At 66.2% G+C, this 20319-nt stretch carries 5 protein-coding genes; all 5 read right to left on the bottom strand.

What is annotated here, in order from left to right; all coding sequences use genetic code 11:
- Positions 1–5: 5 nt before the first annotated feature.
- The gene (locus HZY97_RS03025) at positions 6–1736 is read right to left on the bottom strand and encodes a ShlB/FhaC/HecB family hemolysin secretion/activation protein (RefSeq protein ID WP_180140455.1); all 1731 of its coding nucleotides are present in this window, start codon (positions 1734–1736) and stop codon (positions 6–8) included.
- On the bottom strand, positions 1733–14485 hold the full coding sequence (locus tag HZY97_RS03020; protein WP_180140454.1) for a YDG domain-containing protein: 12753 nt from the start codon (positions 14483–14485) through the stop codon (positions 1733–1735). The genes HZY97_RS03025 and HZY97_RS03020 overlap by 4 nt, the downstream gene beginning before the upstream one ends.
- Before the next feature lie 177 nt (positions 14486–14662).
- Entirely contained in the window at positions 14663–16984 is a 2322-nt protein-coding gene (locus tag HZY97_RS03015; RefSeq protein WP_373684274.1) for an arylsulfatase, read from the bottom strand.
- 191 nt (positions 16985–17175) lie between these two features.
- On the bottom strand, positions 17176–19278 hold the full coding sequence (locus tag HZY97_RS03010; protein WP_180140450.1) for a TonB-dependent receptor plug domain-containing protein: 2103 nt from the start codon (positions 19276–19278) through the stop codon (positions 17176–17178).
- A gap of 22 nt (positions 19279–19300) precedes the next feature.
- Positions 19301–20251: a hypothetical protein gene (locus HZY97_RS03005; RefSeq protein WP_180140448.1), complete on the bottom strand. Its 951-nt coding sequence runs from the start codon at positions 20249–20251 to the stop codon at positions 19301–19303.
- Between the last annotated feature and the right edge of the window lie 68 nt (positions 20252–20319).

The following is a 20319-nucleotide window of genomic DNA, read 5'->3' as shown; positions in this document are numbered from 1 at the left end:
TCCCTTCAGAAGCTGATTGTCGCCACGACGGCGGCCTGCAGTGCCTTGTCGCGTGCAAAGGGTGCCCGGCGCAGCTGCTGGCCGATCTCGGCCTGCAGATCGAGATAGCGCTCGACGGTGTAGTGAAGGCTCACGCCGACGCTAGCGAGGCGGTCGTCGCGCGGCAGGTCGGCGAAGCGGGTACGCTGGCGCAGATAGCCGTAATCGAGGAACACGCCGCCTTGGAACAGGTCCTTGATCGACCCCGCCCGCTTCCCCCCGAAAATGCTGAAGGCGGGCGAGCGGATCTCGCTGGTGACCAGCACGCCCTGGCTGCCCAGCGCGACATTGGTGTCATAGCCGCGCACCCCGCCGATACCACCACCGCCGATCTGCTCGCTATAGGGGAGATTGACGCTGGCGAGCTGCACCATACCGCGCACGATCCAGCTCATGCCCGCCGGCAGTGTCGTGGTCCGGGTAAGCGAGAAGCGGTCATAGACATAAGAGGCACTGGCCCCCGGCACGAGCTGCCGCATCGACCGGTCGTTATTGTATTTGAGCAGATTGCCCGGCGACCAGACCAGGCGGTTCTCGATCACTGTCTCGCCGGCATCGTCCGGCATGCTGGCGGTATAAATCAGCGGGTACTGGAAGATCTCCACCGCTGTATCGAGGATGCGGAAGCCGAAGAATTCGAGGTTGTTGTTGGTGCGCTTGTAGTCGACTCCGACCTGCAGCGAATGCCGCAGCCGGCCCCATTCGGGCAGATCGACTGCCCAGCGCCCGCTGATCTGGCCGGAATGCCCCACGCTCCGGAAGATCGGGGCGATGCGCGGCTCCTGCGTGGCGTAGGCACCGAAGAAGATGACGCGGTTATCGGGATCGACCGGTGCGACATAGCTTGCCGAATGCGAGCTGTAGCGGCCGTTGAAGGCGCGGGTATATTGGTAGGAGAGCAGCTGGCCCTCGCCGAAGACGTTGCCCCAGTTGAAGCCGAGATACCATTCGTTGCGGTCGAGCGTGGGCACGCCCTGATTGTCATAGCCGCCATAGACCCGCCACGGCGCGCGGTCGCGCGCCTCGAGCTCGATGTCCGTCAGGCCGGTCTCGCCGCCCGGCTTGGCGACCGCGCTGACGGTGAGGAACGGGTTCTGGTTATAGTCCTCGAGCGCGCCGCGCAGGCGCGGCGTGGTCAGCGGCTCGCCGCTTTCGAGATTGCCCATCTCGCGGATCAGCCGGCTCGAGAAATGGCGATTGCCGGTGACGGTCACCTCGCCCAGCCGATATTCGGTGACGACCAGCTGGACGATGCCGTTCTGCACCTTTTGCGGCGGTACCGAGACATGGACGAAGGGGTGTTCCCGCACGCGATACAGTTCGCGCGCCAGCCGGCCGATCGTGTCGAGGTCCGCCTGGGTCAGCGGCCGGCCGAGATATGTGCGCAGGCTCGCGGTGAAGTCGGGATCGTCGAGGAGCGGCAGGCCGTGGATCGCAACGCCGTTGGCGACCGCCTCGGGAGCGACTCCGTTCGCTTGCACGGCGCCGATGCCGTTAACGAAGACCAGCCCCCTGAGCTCCGGCACCAATACCCTGCCATCCTGCGCGGGCGGTGTCGCGTCGGGCGGCACCTCGACCTTGGGGGTTTCGGGCGGCGGCGGCAACTTGGGCTCGACGCGCTTGAAATCCTGCGCATGTGCCGCCACCGGCAGCAGCGTGCCGAGCAGGAAGGCTGCGAACGGCCTCTTCCTGCTCATGGAGCCTCCGCGGGGAAATCGACGGCGGTCGGCAGCGTGGAGACGACCCGCCACTGCTTGTCGCGTCCGCCCTGTTGCAGGATCTGCTCGGTCGAGTTGACGGTGGGTGCACCGCTCTGGACGATGACGCTGCTGTCGGTGGGCGTGGCGGTGCGCGCGGCGATGATGCTCGGCAGACCGCCAAAGCCGTTGGTCCGCCCCAGATAAATCGGATCGATCACCGGATAGGGGATGTAGAAATGCGGGTTCCCGACCGTCTTGCCGTAGCGGATGAAAATGACGGGCGCATCGGGCAGGCAGCCGCCGCGCAGGTCGATCACGCAGCGCGGGTTGACCGGATCGATGAGGATCTCGCCCTGCCCGACGGCGCTGGTCGGCAGGATATAGTTTGAGAGCAATGTCCCGGAACTGGCACTGAAATCGCCCGCTTCAAGCGCCGCGCTGACCTGCTGCACGCCGACATATTGGGTAGCATAGGCGCCGTGCGTCTCGGTGATCGTCGCGCCTTCGCCAGTGACGAATCCCGCCAGCGCATAATCGCCCGAAGTGAGCGTGGCGTCGGTAGTGCCGTCATAGGTCTTGGTCGGATAGCCGGTAATCGTCACGGTGATCGGCGCGCGGTCGATCTGGCCGGCGCCGGTTGCGCTGGTCGGCAGGACATAGTTGGCGAGCAAGGTGGCGCCGGTAACGGCGAAATTGCCGGCGGCCAGTGTGGCGGTGACGGTGCGCGAACCGGCATTGCGGTCGCTATAGGTGCCGCTGGTCTGGGTGACGCTGGCCCCCTCGCCCGCGACAAAGCCGTTCAGCGCGAAATTGCCCGGATTGAGTGTCGCTGCGACCGTGCCGTCATAGGGCCTGGTGGGGTTGCCGACGATCGCAGCGGTAAGCGCGCGCGGATCGATCGTGCCCGCGCCCGACGCGCTGCTCGGCAGCAGATAGTTGGAGAGCGAGGTTCCCGCATCCGCAGTAAAGTCCCCCTGGCCCAGCGCGGCGATGATCGTGCGCACCCCGGCGTTGCGGCTGTCATAGATACCTACGGTCTGCGTGACGCTCGCGCCCTGGCCACCGATGAAGCCGGTGAGCTGGTAATTGGCGCCAGTCAGCGCGGCGGCGGTGGTGCCGTCATAGATTCGGGTCGGATTGCCGATGATCGCGGCGGCGAGCATCGCCGGGGTGATCGTCCCCGCGCCCGTCGCGCTGGTGGGCAGGATATAGTTGGAGAGCAGGGTCCCGCCGCTGGCGGTGAAGTCGCCGCTCGCCAACGTGGTACTGACGATGCGCGCGCCTGCGTTGGGATCGTCATAGGTCCCCGATGTCCGGGTGACGAACGCGCCCTCACCCGCCACGAAGCCGGTCAGCGCGAAATTGGCCGAGCCCAGGGTCGCGGCGGTGGTCGCGTCATAGACCCGGGTCGGGTTGCCGATGATCGCGGCACTGAGCATCGCCTGGGTGATCGCTCCGGCGCCGGTGGCGCTGGTCGGCAGGATATAGTTCGAGAGCAAGGTGCCGCCGATGACCGCGAAATCGCCGCCATCAAGCGTGACGGTGACGATATGGGCCCCGGCGTCCTTGCCGTCATAGGCGCCGGCAGTCTCGGTAATACTGGCGCCCTCACCAACGATGAAGCCGGTGAGCGTGTAGTCGCCGCTGGTCAACGTCGCGGCGGTCGTGCCGTCGTAGCTCCGCGTGGGGTTGCCGGTGATCGCGACGCCGATGGCCAGCGGGTCGATCGTGCCTGCGCCCGTAGCGCTGACGGGCAGCACATAGTTGGACAGTGAGGTCCCGGCATTCGCCGCGAAGTCGCCGCCCGCCAGCAATGCCGTCACGATCCGCGATCCGGCATTGGGCGAGTCATAGGCGCCCGCGCTCTGCGTGACGCTCGCCCCTTGGCCCGCGATGAAGCCGGTGAGCTGGTAGTTGGCGCCGGTCAGCGTCGCCGCGGTAGTGCCGTCATAGTTGCGGGTCGGGTTGCCGATGATCGCGGCGGTCAGCATCGCCTGGGTGATCGTCCCCAGGCCCGCCGCTCCGGTGGGAAGCACATAGTTGGACAGCATTGTGCCGCTGTTCGCCTGGAAATCGCTGCCGTCGAGCGTAGCCGAGACGATGCGGAGCCCGGCATCGGCCGATGCATAGATACCTGCGGTCTCGGTGACAGTCGCGCCTTCGCCCGCCACGAAGCCGGTCAGCGCGAAATTGGCCGAGCTCAAGGTCGCGCCGGTGGTCGCGTCGTAGGCGCGCGTGGGGTTGCCGATGATCGCGGCACTGAGCATCGCCTGGGTGATCGTCCCGGCGCCGGTGGTGCTGGTCGGCAGGATATAGTTCGAGAGCAGGGTGCCCCCGATGACCGCGAAGTCGCCGCCATCCAGCGTGACGCTCACGGTGCGCGGGCCGGCATCCTTGCTGTCATAGCTGCCGGCGGTCTCGGTGATGCTGGCACCCTCGCCGGCGATAAAGCCGGTCAGCGTATAATCGGCGCTCGTCAGCGTTGCGGTGGTGGTGCCGTCATAGGTTCGGGTAGGGTTGCCGGTGATCGCCACGCCGAGCGCCAGACGGTCGATCGTGCCCGTGCCGGTGGCGCTGGTCGGCAGGATATAGTTGGAAAGCGACGTGCCCGCGCCCGCGGTGAAATCGGCGCCTGCCAACAACGCGGTCACGATCCGCGACCCGGCATTGGGGGAATCGTAGCGGCCAGCGGTCTGTGTGACTGCCGCGCTTTCGGCGCCGACAAAGCCGGTCAGCTGGAAATTGAACGCGGCCAGTGTCGCCAGATCGGTGCCGTCATACGCTCTGGTCGGGTCGCCGATGATCGCGGCAGTCAGCGCCCGCTGGTCGATCGTGCCTGCACCGGTCGCATCGGTAGGCAGGACATAGTTGGAAAGCAGCGTGGCCCCGCTCGCGCTGAAGTCGCCGGCATCGAGCGTCGCGGTGACGTTTCGCGATCCGGCATTGGGATCGTCATAGGCGCCCATTGTCTCGGTGACGCTCGCCCCCTCGCCACTGACAAAGCCGGTCAGCGCGAAATTGCTCGAGATCAGGGAGGCAACGGTGGTGCCATCATAGATACGCGACGGGTTTCCGATGATCGCCACGCTCAGCGCCCTGGGGTCGATCGTGCCCAGTCCTGCGGCGCCGGTCGGCAGGATATAGTTCGAGAGCAAGGTGCCCGAACCTGCGGCGAAGTCGTCCGCGCCGAGCGTGGCGGTGACCGCGCGCGTTCCCGCATTTGCCTCGCCATAGACGCCGGCAGTTTCGGTAACGGTGGCGCTCTCGCCGCTGATGAAACCGGTCAGCAGATAGTTGCCGGCGTTCAGCAGCGCCGCGACCGTGCCGTCATAGGTCCGGCTTGGGTTGCCGATGATCACGGCAGTGAGTGTCGCCTGGCCGATGATGCCGATACCGGTGGCGCTCGCCGGAAGCATGTAATTGTTGAGGTCGGTCCCGCTGTTCGCAGTGAAGTCGCTGGCGTCGAGCGCCGAGGTGACGAGATGCGATCCGGTGTTGGGCGAGGCGTAGCTGCCTGCCGTCTCAGTGACGTTTGCCCCCTCCCCCGCCACAAAGCCGCCGAGCGTAAAGTTGGCGCTGTTCAGCAGCGCCGCGGTGGTGCCGTCATAGGTCTTGAACACATCAACGAGCGCCGCGGTGAGGGGCGCCGGGGTGATCTGGCCGATGCCATTGGGGCCGGCGCGCAGCGCATAGTTGGAGAGCAATGTGCCGGGGTTGGCGGTCAAATTGGCGCTTGCCGGATCGATCGTCACCGTGCGTAAGCCGACATCCTTGGCGCCGTAGCTGCCGTCGACCGTGCCGGTCAGCCCGACGCCCTCGCCGCCCACAAAGCCGACAAGTTGGAAGTCCCCCGCGCTCAAAACCGCGGCGGTCGTGCCGTCATAGACCCGCGTCGGCGTGCCGACGATCAGCACCGTCAGCTCCTTGGGGTCGATCGTGCCCAGCCCGCTCGCGGTGGCGGGCAGTACATAGTTGGTGAGCAATGTCCCGGCGTCCGCAGTGAAATCGGGGCTGCCCAGCGTGGCGGTGACCGTGTGTATGCCGGCGTTGGGCGAGGCATATTGGCCGACCGTCTCGGTGACCGTCGCGCCCTGGCCGCCGATGAAGCCGAGCAACTGGTAATTGGCGGAGGTGAGCGCCGCCGCGGTCGTCGCGTCATAGGTTCGCGTCGGGTTGCCGATGATGACCGCGCTCAGCGTGGCGCGCTGGATGATCCCGGCGCCGGTCGCGCTGGTCGGCAGGATGTAATTGGCGAGCAACGTGCCGGCGTTCGCCTGGAAATCCCCGGCGTCGAGCGTCGTGGAGACTGCGCGAATGCCGGCATTGGGCGAGGCGTAGATACCGGCGGTCTCGGTGACCGTCGCACCCTCGCCCGCCACGAAGCCGGTGAGCGCGTAGTTGGACGAGGCGAGGATCGCCGCATCGGTCGCGTCATAGATCCGGGTCGGCAGGCCGGTGATCGCGGCGGTGAGCGCGCGCTGATTGATCGTGCCCGCGCCGGTGGCGCTGCTCGGCAGCACGTAATTGGCGAGGAGGGTACCGCTGAGCGCAGCGAAATCGCCGGCATCGAGCGTCACGTTCACCGTGCGCGCGCCGGCATTGCGGCTGTCATAGACGCCGACGGTCTCAGTGACGTTCGCGCCTTCGCCGGAGAGGAAGCCGGTAAGCGTATAGTCGCCACTGGTGAGCGTTGCGGCGGTGGTGCCGTCATAGATCCTGGTCGGATTGCCGGTGACCGTGACGCCGAGCGCGAGCCGGGTGATCGTGCCCAGGCCGGTCGCGCTGGTCGGCAGCGCATAATTGGCGAGCGTCGTGCCGCTGCCCGCAGTGAAGTCGCCTCCCGCGAGTAGCGCAGTCACCAGCCAGGTGCCGGCATTGACCGACGCATAGGTGCCGGCCGTCTGGGTGACAGTCGCGCTGTCGGACCCGACAAAGCCGGTCAGCAGATAATTAGCGGCAAGGAGCGAGGCGATATTGGTGCCGTCATAGGGCCGGGTCGGATCGCCGATGATCAGCGCGCTCAGCGCCTTCTGCCCGATCGTCCCCGCCCCGCTCGCACTGACGGGCAGGACGTAGTTGGCGAGCAAAGTGGCGCCAGTCGCGCTGAAATCGCCGGCATCGAGCGTGGCGGTGACGGTGCGCGATCCGGCATCGGCATCGTCATAGGCGCCTACCGTCTCGGTGACGGTCGCCCCCTCGCCACTCAGGAAGCCAGTGAGCGCGAAATTGCCCGAGATCAGCGCGGCGATCGTGTTTCCGTCATAGATCTTGGTCGGGTTGCCGATGATCGCGGCGGTGAGCACGCGCGGGTCGATCGTGCCGAGCCCGGCGGCACTCGTCGGCAGCACATAGTTGGAGAGCAGGGTGCCGCCGCCCGCAGTGAAGTCGCCGCTGCCGAGCGTGGCGGTCACCAGCCGGGCGCCGGCATTGGGCGAGGCATAGAGGCCCGCGGTCTGGGTAACGGTGATGCTCTGCCCGCTGACCAGGCCCGTCAGTCCGTAATTGGCTGCGGCCAGCAGCGCCGCCGCAGTGCCGTCATAGGTCTTGGTCGGATCGCCGAGGATCGCCGCGGTCAGCGCCTGCGGGGTGATCGCGCCCGCGCCGGTGGCGCTGGCCGGCAGGATATAGTTGGAAAGATCGGTGCCGAGATCGGCGGTGATGAAGCCGGTCAGCGCTGCGGTCACGCTGGTCGCCGAGACCACATCGGGCGAGTTGTAGGTGCCCGCGGTCTGGGTGACGGTCGCACCTTCGCTCAGCACGAAGCCGCTGAACTGGAAATTGCCTGCGTTCAGCGTCGCGGCGGTGGTGCCGTCATAGATCCGCGTCGGTGTGCCGATGATCGCGGCGGTGAGCGTCGCCGGCGTGATCTCGCCGATCGGCGCGGCGACCAGGGTCGGGGCGAGCGAGTAATTGGCGCTGTCGCTGCCGCCCAGCACGATGCCCGAGGCAGTGACCGCGATGCCGGTGCCGACATTCTTCGACGCATAGGCGCCGAGCACCGCGCCGGTATCGACGAACACATCGTCGCCGCTGACCGCGCCGGCCAGCGTCCAGCCCGCCGAGTCCGTCGGCAGCGTGAGCAGGCCGTTATAGACGCGCGACACCCGGCTGATCGTTAGCAATGCCTGGGTGATGTCGGCGCTGAGGCCGGTCGGCTGCTGCAGTGTGTAGTTGCCGAACGGATTGTTGGTGAGCGCATAGCCCGACGCGGTCACGGCGATGCCGGTGCCGACATTGGGGCTGGCGAAAACGCCGGTCGCGCCGGCGCTGTTAAGGGCGACCGTATCGCCGCTCACCACATTTTGCAGCGCCGCGCCGCTGCTGTTGAGGGACGCGACGGCATTGCCGTCATATACCTTGTTGTCCGCCGTCACCCCGGTGATCGTCAGCAGCCGCGGGTCGATCGTGCCGGCTCCGCTCGCGCTGGTCGGCAGGATGTAATTATCCCGCGAGTCGAACACCTCGGTATAATTGGACGGCGTCAGGTTGACGGTCACGACGCGGGTACCGGCATTGGGCGTGTCGTAGACGCCGGCGGTCTGGTTGATCGTCAGGATTTCGCCCGCGACGAGCCCGGTGATCGTATAGTCGCCCGATACCAGGCTCGCGAGGTTGTTGCCGTCATAGGTCTTGGTCGGATCGCCGGTGATCGTCACGGTCAGCGGCGCGGGCGTGATCGTGCCGAGATTGCCGGTGATACTTGAGCTGATGAAGTAATTGCCGCCCTGGGCGCCCGTGAGCGTCAGGCCATTGACCGTGACCGGTTTGGCCGTGCCGACATTCTTGCTGTCGTCATACTGGCCGGTCGCGCCCGAGGTCTGCGCGACCACGGTGTCGCCGCTCAGCACGCCGGTAAAGGCATAGCCGGTCGATGCGCTCGGCAGGCTGGTGTTGCCATCATAGACCTTGGTCACCGAGGCGAGGAAGATCTCGAGCGGGTTGATCGTGGCGGTCAGCCCCTGCGGCTGGACGAGCGTGTAGTTGGCGGCGTCAGTGCCCGAGATGCTGTAGGCGGTGGTGGTGACCGGCTTGTTCGTCCCGGCATTGGCATTGTCGAAATTGCCGGTGGTGGCGAAGGCGAGATTGACCACGTCGCTCAGCAGCACGCCGCTCAGCGTAGTGCCGCTATTGTCGAGCTGGGCAACCGTGTTCTGGTCATAGGTCTTGTCGAGCGCCACCGCGCCCAGCACGTTGAGCGTCGCCGGGGTGATGATGCCGATCAGCGCGTTGGTGACGCTTCCTGCGATGAGGTAATTACCCGCGTCCGCACCGTTCAGCAGGACGCCGCTCAGCGTGACCGACTTGCCCGTCCCGACATTCTTGTCGGCATAGTTGCCGGTGATCCCGCTCGCATTGACGCCCACGGCATCGCCCGCGAACACGCCGGCGAGCGTATAGGCGCTGTCTGCGCTCGGCACGGCGGTGGTGGCGTCATAGACCCGGGTGACCGAAGCGAGCTGGATCGTCGCCTGGGTGATGTCGGCGGCGAGGCCGATCGGCTGGAGCACGGTGTAATTGGCGGCATCGGCGCCGGAAATGGCATAGCCGGTCGCGGTTACCGTGATGTTGGTGCCGACATTCTTGGTCGCGAACACGCCGCTGGCGCCGCCCGAAACCAGGCTGACCGTGTCCCCGCCAAATACGCCGCTCAGGCCGCCGCCGCTGCTGTCCAGCGTCGCGGCGGTGGTGCCGTCATAGGTCTTGTCGTTGGCGAGGATGCCGGTCACCTGGACCTGCGCCGCCGTGATCGTGCCCGCGCCGCTCGCGCTGACCGGCAGGGCATAATTGGCGAGGTTGGTCGAGCCGGTGCCGGTGAAGTCGCCCGTGTCGAGCGTTGCGGTAACAGTGCGGCCACCGACATTCTTGGTATCGTAGAGCCCCGCCGTCTCGGTGATCGTGGCGCCCTCGCCCGCCACGAAGCCGGCGAGCTGATAGTTGGCGCTGGTCAGCGTCGCGTTGGTGCTGCTGTCATAGACCCTGGTCGGGTTGCCGATGATCGCGGCGATCAGCTGTGCCTGGGTGATCGTGCCGGCACCGCTGATCGAAGTGGGCAGCGCATAGTTGCTGAGCAACGTCCCCGCATTGGCGACGAAGTCCGAGACGACCAGAGTCGCGGTAACAATGCGCCCGCCCGCATTGGCGCTGTCATAGGCCGCACCGGAGGATTGGGTGATCGACCCGCCCTCGCCCGCGACGAACCCGGTGAGCGAATAATTGGCGCCGGTCAGCGAGACGCTGGTGGTGCCGTCATAGGTCTTGGTCGGGTTGCCCAGTATGGCGCCGGTCAGTGCCAGCGCAGTGATGTCGGCGGTCAGGCCGCTTGGCTGGCTGAGCGAATAATTGCCCGCCTGCGCGCCGGTGAGCGCGAAGCCGCTGGCGATCACGCGCAGGTTGGTGCCGACATTCTTCTGCAGGAACACCGCGCTCGAGCCGCCGGAATCGAGCAGCACATCGTCGCTGCCCAGCACCCCGTTCAGCCCCGCGCTGCCGAGATCGAGCGTCGCGACGGTGGTGCCGTCATAAGCCCGGTCGAGCGCCGAGACATTGGCGATGACGAGGCCACGCCGCGTGATGTTCGCGCTGAGACCGGTGGGCTGGAAGAGCTGGTAATTGCCCGCATCGGTGCCCGAAATGCCGTATCCCGCGACGGTGACCGCAATGCCGTTGCCGACATTTGCGGTGGCGAAGGTGCCGCTGGCCGATCCGCCGTCGAGCGTAACCGTGTCGCCCGCCACCACGCCGAACAGCGAGGCGCTGCCCGCCAGTATCGCGGTGGTGGTCTGGTCATAGACCTTGTTCTGGGCGCTGACGCCCAGCACGAGGAGCGGCGCGGGGGTGATCGTCCCGGGCCCCTGCGCAATCACCGGCAGGATGTAATTGCCCCGCGACGTGCCGGACGCGAACACGAAGTTCGAGTCCGCGGTGAAGTTCGCCGTGATAAGGCGAACCCCCGCATCCTCGCTGCCATAGGTGGCGACCACGCCGGGAGCGACCGTCACGCTTTCGCCGGCGACGAGCCCGGTGATGCTGTAGTTGCCCGGCACGACGATGGCGCGCGTGGTGCCGTTGTAGATCTTGGTCGGGTTGCCGATGATCGCGGCGGTGAGCGCGCGCTGGAAGATCGTGCCGATACCCGTCGCCTGGGTGGGCAGCGTATAGTTGGCGAGGTTGGTGCCGGGATCGGGCGCGAAGTCCGAGGGGTCGAGCAGCACCAGCACGGCGCGCAACCCGGCATCCTTCAGGTCATAGGTGCCCACCGTCTCGGTGATCGTCGCGCCTTCGCCCGCAATGAAGCCGTCCAGCGTGTAATCCGACGAGGTGAGCGTCGCGACAGTGGTGCCGTCATAGGTCTTGGACGGATTGCCGGTGATGTCGACGACGATCACGCCCGGCCCCAGCGGGATGCGGGTGATCGTCCCCGGCCCGGTGACAGGCGACGGGATGATGTAGTTCGACATCATCGTGTTGGCGTTGGGATCGAAGTCGCTCGCGTCGAGATTGGCGGACACGGTCCACACGCCCGCGTCGGACGCGGCATAGGTGCCCGAGGTCTCGGTGACGGTCGCGCCTTCGCCGACAACGAAACCCGAAACCGCGAAATTGCCCGGCCCGAGCGACGCGCCGGCATTGCCGTCATAGGGTTTGGTGGGATTGTTGGTGATGCTGATCGTCAGCGGCGCGGGCGTGATCTCGCCTTGCGAGCCCACGGTCGTCGGCAGTGAATAATTGGCCAGCAACGTCCCCGCCCCGGCGACGAAATCGGCCGGGGTCAGTGTGCCGATGATGTTCCACACGCCGACATTCTTCGAGGCATATTCGACGTTCGCCGCCTGCGCGATCGAGACGCTTTCCCCGGCGACGACGTTGCCGAGCGATGCGTTTGCGCCCGACACGACGACATTGGTGGTGCCGTCATAGACCTTGGTCGGGACGCCCGCGAACCCGAAGGTCAGCACGCGTTGCAGGATGTCGGCAGTCAGGCTGCCCGAATAGGTGATTTCGTAATTGCCCGCATCGGCGCCGGTCAGCGTCACCCCGGCGATGCTGACCGGAATGTCCTGTCCGGCATTCTTCGTGGCGAAATTGATCTGCGCGCCGCTGCCGTCGGGCGTCACGTCATCGCCGGAGATCAGCGCGGTGATCTGCAGGCCGGCGGTGTTCAGCGTGCCGGTGGTGGTGCCGTCATAGGTCTTGTCGTTCGCGACCAGCCCGGACACGACCAGCGCAGCCGGCGTGATGTTGGCAGCGATGCCCGAGGGCTGGCCGACGACATAGTTGGCGGCATCGGTGCCGCTCAACGCGAAGCCCGTGCCGGTCACCGCGATTGCATTGCCGACATTCCTGGTCGCGAACACGCCCGAGGCACCGCTGAGATCGAGCGACACATCGTCGCCGCCAACGATGCCGAAGACACTCGCCGCGCCCGTGTCGAGCGTCGCTGCGGTGGTGCCGTCATAGACCTTGTCGTTGGCGGTCACGCCGCTGACGATCAGCGAGGCCGGATTGATCAACCCCGCGCCCGTGGCGGTGGTCGGCAGGATATAGTTGGTCAGGACCGTGCCCGACCCCGCCGTGAAATTCGACGTCTGGAACGTCGCATCGACCGTCCTGCTGCCGGCATTCGCGCTGTCATAGGCCTCGGTCGCCGCGCCGTTGACGATGATCGACTCGCCCGCCGCAATACCGATGAGCCCGAAATTGGCCGAGGTCAGCGAAACCGCAGTGGTGGCGTTATAGGTCTTGGTCGGATTGCCGATGATCGCCGCGGTCAGCGTCGCGCGGTTGATAGTGCCTACTGCCGCGGTAACGCTGGGCGTCGTGACATTGTAGCCGAACACCGGGATGCCACCGCGGTTCGCGGTGAAGTTGGTCGCAGTGACGTTGATGCCGGTGCCGGCGTTCTTGGTCGCGTAGCTGCCGTCGAGCGCGAAAGCGTCGCCGTTGACGAGGCCGGTGGCGTTGACGTTGCTGCCGTCGAGCAGCGCCGTGGTGGTGCCATCATAGTCCTTGACCACCGGCCCCAGCGTGAAGCTGACACTGGGCGCCTGGCGATAGGCGCGCCCGTTACCCGGCGCGGCGGCCACGGCATAGTCATATTGGTAGAAGTCGGGCGTCAGCCCGCCGTCGCTGCTGCCGGCTGCATCATCCGACAGGATCAGCCACCTGCCGCCGGATGAGCTTACCGACCCGGCGCCGCCCTGGTTGACGAAGCTCGCGCCCGCAATGCCGACATTCCCCGCCGAACTCAGCGATCCGGCCGCGCCGATGGTGAAGGAGGCGGCGGCCACGCCGTCGATCTGCGTCGTCGAGGAGATCGCGGCGTTGACGGCGATATTGCGCGCCGCAGTGATCTGCACGTTGCCGCCGCCCGATATCGTCTGGTTGACCAGCACGTCGCGATAGGCATTGAGCTCGAGGTCGCCCGATCCGGTCCACACGATCGGCGCGGCGACGGTGATGTCGCCCACGCCGCCGGTGCCGCCGGCAGTGGTCACCTGCTGGACATCGGTCCCGCCGTTAAGCGACGTGACGATCGCGGTTGCCGCGGCGGTGTCGATCAGCAGGTCGTCGGGATCGATCAGCCACTTGCCGCCGGTGCCCGCCACGATATGCGCCGCGCCGATGTCGAGCGCCTTGCCCGAGGTCTCGATCCGGCCGCCGCCGCTCGTGCCGCCCGCAATGATCCGCGCGCCATCGGCGATACGCGTGGTCCGCGCGAGACCGGTACCGCTGCCATAGGTCGCCGCGCCGATCACCACCTCGCCGCCGCGCGTGCCGGCAGCGGAAATATCGGCGGTCGCTCCAAGCGCCACGTCGCGGCCATTGACCGTCACGCGCCCGCCGCTGCCATCGGCATTGCTCGCCTTGAGCGTGCCCGAGACCTCGACCGTCCCCTGCGGCGCGGTCAGCCACAGCTCGCCGTTCACCGTGGCGGTGCCGGTCGCCTGGACCAGCCCGTCGCGATTGCCCGCCAGCGCGAAGATATTGCCGTTCGCTGCCCTGAGCGCGACCGCCGCCGCCTCGATCCGCCCGGCCTGGGTGATGTCGCCCCTGCCGCCGCCGACCGCGACATAGATCCCGTCCGACTTGCCGTCGGTCGCCGCCAGCAGCACGTCGTCCGCCGCGGCGAGCGTCACATGGCCCGCCTTCGCCGCGATGCTGCCGGTGTTGGTCACTGCGCGCGCGATCATCACCACGCTGCCGGTCTTGGAGACGATCGAGCCGCCATTGACGATCGCGCCATCGCCACTGCCGCGCACCGCCAGCGCCCCGCCCGCCATGAACGCATCAGCGTCGATCGCCCGTGTCGAGGCGACGAAATTTCCGCCGGCCAGCACCTTGCCGCCCGGGCCGACGATCACGCCATTGGGGTTCATCAGATAGACCGAGCCGGTCGCCGACAGCAGCCCGTCGATCCGCGAGATATCGCCACCGCGCACCCGGTTGAGCGTCGCGCCGTCGCCATTGTCGATCAGCACGCGATAGGCATCGGCGATCGAGAAGGACTGCCAGTCGATCACTCCGCGCGTGGAGCCCTGGCGGACCTCCAGCTGGTTGGGCGACGGCTGGCCGATCTGCCCCTGGCCCTGCACGAAGGTGCCGCCCGTCGGCAGCGCGTCCTGCGCATAAGCGGGCGTCGCGCCGGCGAGCAGCGCGAACGCGCCCAGCGCCGCGCCGTGGCGCCCGAACAGGCTCGACAAAGCGGTGCTGAGGAGCAGGGAATGCGATTTCTTGCAGCGGGTCATGGGTGACTCCGGCGAATGCGTTCAACCAGTCCGAACAGAACTACACCCGCCCCGAAACCGGGAGGATCGGGTCAAACCCTGACTTGGGTCCGGGTTTGTTTTCAGGGGGTTGCGGTTGCCGGCCGGCTGGTCCCGCGATCCGGCAGCGCCGTTCGCGGGACCAGTCGAGCACGTGTATCAGTCGACCGCCATTGCCGCGGCAGCGAGCTTCTCGAGATCGAGATACTGTTCCTTCTCGACAGTGACGCCGACGCCCCAGATCCTGCCGTTCTTGAATTCGCCGGGGGTCGTATAGTCCTCGCTCACCGCGTCGCCGCTGTCGCGCCCGACGCACAGGCCGTCGCCGGCGAGCGTGAACTTGCCGAACTGGGTCTTCATGTCGCCGGACGCCACGGCTTCCTCGTTCACATAGAGCGTGGTCTTGCCGTGGGACTCGCCCGCTTCGCCCGTGCTTTCGCGAATGAATTCCATCCCGAGCGCGTACTTGCCCGGCTTGAGCGGGCCCGAGATGAACTTCTGCTCGGGCTTGATGCCCAGGAAGTTGTAAGAATAATGGAGCTTGTGGTCCTTGATGTACAAGGCGTGCCCACCAAAGCGTGAGCCGTGCGCGAAGAGCACGCCTTCGCTCTGGTCGGTGATCTCCACGTCGGCGATGATCTTGAACGAGCGGCCGCGGACATTCACCGCCACGCCCTCCGGCACCGGCGCCGTCCCCGGATAATAGACGTAGCGCTCGCGCGGCGCTTCCGTGGTCGGGCGCTCGATACCGAGTATTTCGGCGGCGGTGCGGTCATCGAGCGGCAGCACGTTGTTGGCTTCCGCGTCTTCGTACCAGGCATCGACCAGTGCCTTGAGCTTGTCGGGATGCTCCTTGGCGAGGTTGACCGTTTCCGAGCGGTCCTCCTCGACATTGTAGAGTTCCCACTCATCCTTGTCGAAATGGCCCGTGCCGGTGAGCGGCGCGTGGATCGCGGCGGCCTTCCAGCCATCCATCCACATACCCCGCGTGCCGAGCATCGCGTAATATTGGCGCTTTTTCTGGGTCTTGCCGTCGGCCTCGAAGCTGTACTTCATCGACACGCCCGACAGCGGATGCTGCTCCACGCCGCGATAGGTCTTCGGCATCTCGAGCCCGATGCACTCGAGCAGGGTGGGAACCAGATCGACCGCGTGGTGATACTGGTTGCGCACCTCGCCCCTGGCCTTGATGCCCTTGGGCCACGAGATGATCATCGGGCAGGCGGTGCCGCCGGCATATTCCGAATAGCGCTTGAACATCTTGTACGGCGCCGAGAAGGCGGCCGCCCAGCCGGTAGGATAGTGGTTGTACGTCTCCGGCCCGCCGAGCACGTCGAGATATTTCAAATTCTCCTCCAGGCTGTCCGGATAGTTGTTGAAGAACTTGTTCTCGTTGACCGAGCCGTTGGGGCCGCCCTCGCCAGACGCGCCATTGTCCGAGCAATAGAGGATGATCGTGTTGTCGAGCTGGCCGCTATGCTCGAGATACTCGATCAGCCGGCCGACCTGTTCGTCGGCATATTCGGACATGCCGGCATAGACTTCCGCCATGCGCGAGAAGAGACGGCGCTCCTTGTCGTTGAGCTCCTCCCAGGGGCGCACATAGTCGCCGGGATTGGCCTGGCTCTCGGGCATGAAGTTGAAGTCTTCGATCTTGGTGCCGGCGGGCAGCATGCCCTTCTCGATCATCCGCGGCACGACCCATTTGCGATAATCGTCATAGCCCTTGTCGAACTTGCCCTTGTAGCGGTCGGCATATTCCTTGGGCGCGTGGTGCGGGGCGTGGTTGGCGCCCGGGCACAGCCACATGAACCAGGGTTTGGAAGGGTTGCTCGCCTTCTGGTCGCGGATCATCTGCAGCGCCTGGTCGACCAGGTCCTTCGACAAATGATAGCCCTCCTCGGGGCTATAGGGCTGGTCGATGAACTTGTTGTCCTCGGTCAGGTCCGGATACCAGTTGTTGGTCTCGCCGCCGAGGAAGCCGTAATAGCGGTCAAAGCCCTTTTGCAGCGGCCATTCGGACTTGGGCCCGCCCGAGCAGATGTCCTGCTCGGGCACATTGTGGTCCTTGCCGAGCCAGAAAGTGCTGTAGCCGCTGTCCTGCAGCACCTGCCCGATCGTCATGCAGTTCTCGGGGAGCCGGCCGCTCCAGCCGGGGAAGCCGTTCGAGGCTTCGGTGATGCACGACATGCCGTTGAGGTGGTGGTTGCGCCCGGTGAGGAAGCAGGAGCGCGTCGGCGAGCAGAGCGCCGTGGTATGCCACTGCGTATAGGTCAGGCCATTGTCGGCCAGCTTCTGCAGCGTCGGCATGTTGATCGCGCCGCCATAGGGCTGCCACGCCGCCTGGCCGGTATCGTCATAGAGGACGATCAGCACGTTCGGGGCACCCTCGGGCGCGGAGGGTGGCAGGAACGGAGCCCAGTCCGCCTTGGAATCGCGGATATCGAGCTTGATCACGCCCTTGAACTGCTTCTTTTCCACCGCTTCGCTCCTCGGATTGCGCTGACACGAACCGGGCGCGCGGGGTTCCCCCGGCCGCCGGTTCGCGACCAGACTTCCGCCTCGATCGATCCGGAAGCCATCGGGAGGAACCCCTAGGAATGGTGGCTGACATCCCTTTGTGTGCTGCATTTACGATCAACGGGGACGAAGGAGCCGCGCGGCCTGCGCGATCAGAAACTCCCGCGCACGGTGAACATGAACATCGGGCCGACCAGCTGGTTGTTCACCTGGTGATACAGTAGCGGGCTGGTATTCCGGCGCCCGTCATAGACATAGCGATCGTAGAAATGCCGGGCATTGGTGATGTTGGTCACCTGCGCGCGCACGGTCAGGCCGAACACGTCCTTATGCTCGATGAAGGCGCTGATGTACCACGGCCCCTCCCACTCGCGGTTCACCTCGGTAAGATAGTAATAAAAACCATAGTGATTGAGGGTCGCCTCGCCGCCCCATGCCAGGTTGCTGTGCGGGATGTCGTGGCGCAGCGTGATGTCCGCCCAGCGGTCCATCGTGTTGCTGATCGGGCGCATCTCGCCGGTCAGCGGATCACGCACCCGGGTACGCTCGATGCCTAGGGTCGCGTCGATCTTCATCCCCTTCAGGCCAAGCGGCCCGAGCTGGATCGTGCTGGTGCTCTCCAGGCCCATCCGTGTGGCATTGGGGAGATTGCCCACCCCCTGCCCGTCCACGCCGATCGGGATGATGTCCACGATATCCTCGATACGGTGGTAATAGCCGCGCAGCCGGGTCTTGCCCGCCGCGCCGAGATTGCGGCCGATCTCGCCTTCGAACTCCCAGCTCTGCGGCGGCACGAGATCGGCATTGCCGGTATTCGGGCGGTTTTCCTTGAGGTTGGGCTGCGACAGGAAGTCGTAGAAGCTGATCTGGCCGACGCGGCGGCGGACCTTCAGGCTGAGATCCCAGTCCTTGTCCGGCTGCCAGCCCAAAGTGACGCTCCCCTTGGGCCGGAAGAAGCGGCGTGCAGGCAGATTGCCGTCGAGGCGCTCGAGTGTGCTGACCTCCGCACCCCCGGCGACCTGCAAGCTGAGCTTCGCCCCGAGCGGACGGCTGAGCGTGACCAGTCCCTCGTAGCGGATTTCCTGCACCTTGCCGCTGCCGTCCGGGAACGGGATCGGCGTAAATTCGCCATCCGGCTGCAGCGTCGCCAGCGACCCGCGCTGGTCGAGCGAGTTTACCGCGCGCTCGAGCGAGACCTGCCAGTCGTTCTTGCCGGTCTTCCAGCGATATTCGCCGCGTCCAATCGTCTCGGCGATGTGCGAGTTGCGCCCGAAGCGGGTGCCCTCGCTGGGCGACCCGTTGGCGAAATCCTCTACCTGGGTGGAGACGATCGGCTCATGATCGAAATGACGCAGCCCGATCAGCTTCAGCCGCCCCGGCCCGATCGCGAACTCGTAATCGGCGTTGATGTCGTAGAACCAGCCGTTGAGCTGCTGCTTGCGCAGCCGGGTGCTGTCATTGCCATCGGCGCGGGTGATGTGCTCGATGTCGTAGACCGGCCCCCAATAGGGCGAATAGCTGAGCGTCAAATGGCCCTTGGCGGAGCCCGGCCCCTGGAAGCCGAGCTTGGCCTTCACGTACATCGTGTCCGATTCCGAGTGGAACACCTCGTCGCGCCGCTCGAGCAAAGCGCCGTTCGGCGCGTAGAGCAGCACCGGGCCACCGATCGCCCCGCGGCCGGCCTGGTCCTCCACTGACAGCGTATAGTCGAGCTTGCCGGTCTTGCCGGTGTAGCTGACACTGCCGCGATAGCGGTTGGGCACCGAATAATGCGCGCGGAAATCGGGGCGCCACTCGAACTGGCCGCCGGACTTGGTGGCGTCGCTGAGCACGACATTGGCGACCTGCCCAACCAGCCCGGCAATGCCGAGCGTCGAGGCACTGACGATCTCGATCCGCGTGACATTGCCCGCCGCGACTTTCTGGAGTTGCACCACGGCACCGCCCTGCTTGTCGGCAACGCGCTCGCCGTTGATCAGGACGTTCTCCGACGCCTGGCCCAGCCCGCGCTCCTGGTCCGCACTCTTGATCGTGAAGCCGGGGACCTGGACGAGCATGTCATAGGCGGTCTTCGGCGCGAAGCGGGCAAAGTCCTCCGGCGTGTAGACCTGCTTGCCGTCCGCCGTGGCGCTCGCCTTGGGCGGCGGCGACACGGCAGGGTCGGCACTCGGCGCGGTGGTTTGCGCCAAGGCGATGCAGGGCAGCAGCGAGGCTCCGGCCAGGAGCCCCAGGCCGATCACACGATATCGAAACATTGGTTACTCTCCGGTCGTGCGTTCAACGACGGCGCAGCGCGCGGAATTCCACAAGATCGTCGGCCGAAGGATTGTCGATGCCCGCCTTCTTGGCGAGCCGCACGTCCTCTGCGGTGACGCCCACCGCCTTCATCGCGACCAGCTTGTCGGCCGGCAGATTGGCGTAGCCCACGGCAGCCAGGTCACGAATATAGGCCGGGCTCACGTCGAGCGCCTTCAACTGGACCAGGTCATCCCCGGACAGGCCGTGCAGGCCCGCCCGGCCCATCTCCGCGACATAATCCGGGCTAGCCCCGATCGCCTTGAGCGCGATCAGGTCGCTCGCCTTGAGCTTGCCCGGCAGCGCGCGCTGCATCCCGCCGGCAAAAGCGCCGTCGATATGGAGCGCCGCGAAGGCAGTGAGGTCATCGAGGTCGTCGGGGCGGAAGCCATGCTGCGAGAGATCGGCGACATAGGCGCGGTCGACCTGCAGCGCGGAAAGCGCGATCAGCTGGTCGACCGTCGGCTTGGGATAGTTCGCCTCGGCCAGCGCTTCTACCAGCTCGCGCTTCGCACCGGTCATCGCCAGCGCATAGGACTGCTCGAAGCTCGGCTTGCCGATCCCGCGCTCGGCGAGGTAGCGCGCGAAGTCCTGATCGGGCGCGAAGCTGCAATCCCCGCGGGCAACTTGCCGGGCCGCCTCGCCCTCGCAATCGAGCCGGCCGGGCTCACGCGACAGGGCGAAGCGCACATGTCCAGAATTCTGTAGCGCGCCGCGATCGAGGCCTTCCAGCGCCTCGGGCGAGAAGCTGTTCGTCATGTTCGAGCGATCGCCGGTGCTCAGCTTGAGCTCAAGCCGGGTGCCGCCCGCGCCGAGTTGCAGAGTGAAGTTGATCCGCGTGGAGGCGGAGACACTATCGTGCCGGTTTTCGGCAATCGCGCCGGTGGCGAGAAGGGCGGCGCAGGAGGCGATGATCACAAAAGCTCGGTTCATGGCAGTTCTCCTAAGACAATGGACAAGCCGGTCCCGTTCACCCCGAACGGGGGTGTTGATGGCGATCG

It is taken from the genome of Sphingomonas sp. R-74633 (assembly GCF_013416555.1).
GTDB lineage: Bacteria > Pseudomonadota > Alphaproteobacteria > Sphingomonadales > Sphingomonadaceae > Sphingomonas.
Note: the sequence above shows the minus strand (reverse complement) of the source record. Positions and strands in the feature narration are given on the sequence as shown.

Bases quoted from the DNA above. Each gene is read 5' to 3' on its own strand.
- HZY97_RS03025 (WP_180140455.1), bottom strand. From the start codon at position 1,736: ATGAGCAGGAAGAGGCCGTTCGCAGCCTTCCTGCTCGGCACGCTGCTG.
- HZY97_RS03005 (WP_180140448.1), bottom strand. From the start codon at position 20,251: ATGAACCGAGCTTTTGTGATCATCGCCTCCTGCGCCGCCCTTCTCGCC.
- HZY97_RS03010 (WP_180140450.1), bottom strand. From the start codon at position 19,278: ATGTTTCGATATCGTGTGATCGGCCTGGGGCTCCTGGCCGGAGCCTCG.
- HZY97_RS03020 (WP_180140454.1), bottom strand. From the start codon at position 14,485: ATGACCCGCTGCAAGAAATCGCATTCCCTGCTCCTCAGCACCGCTTTG.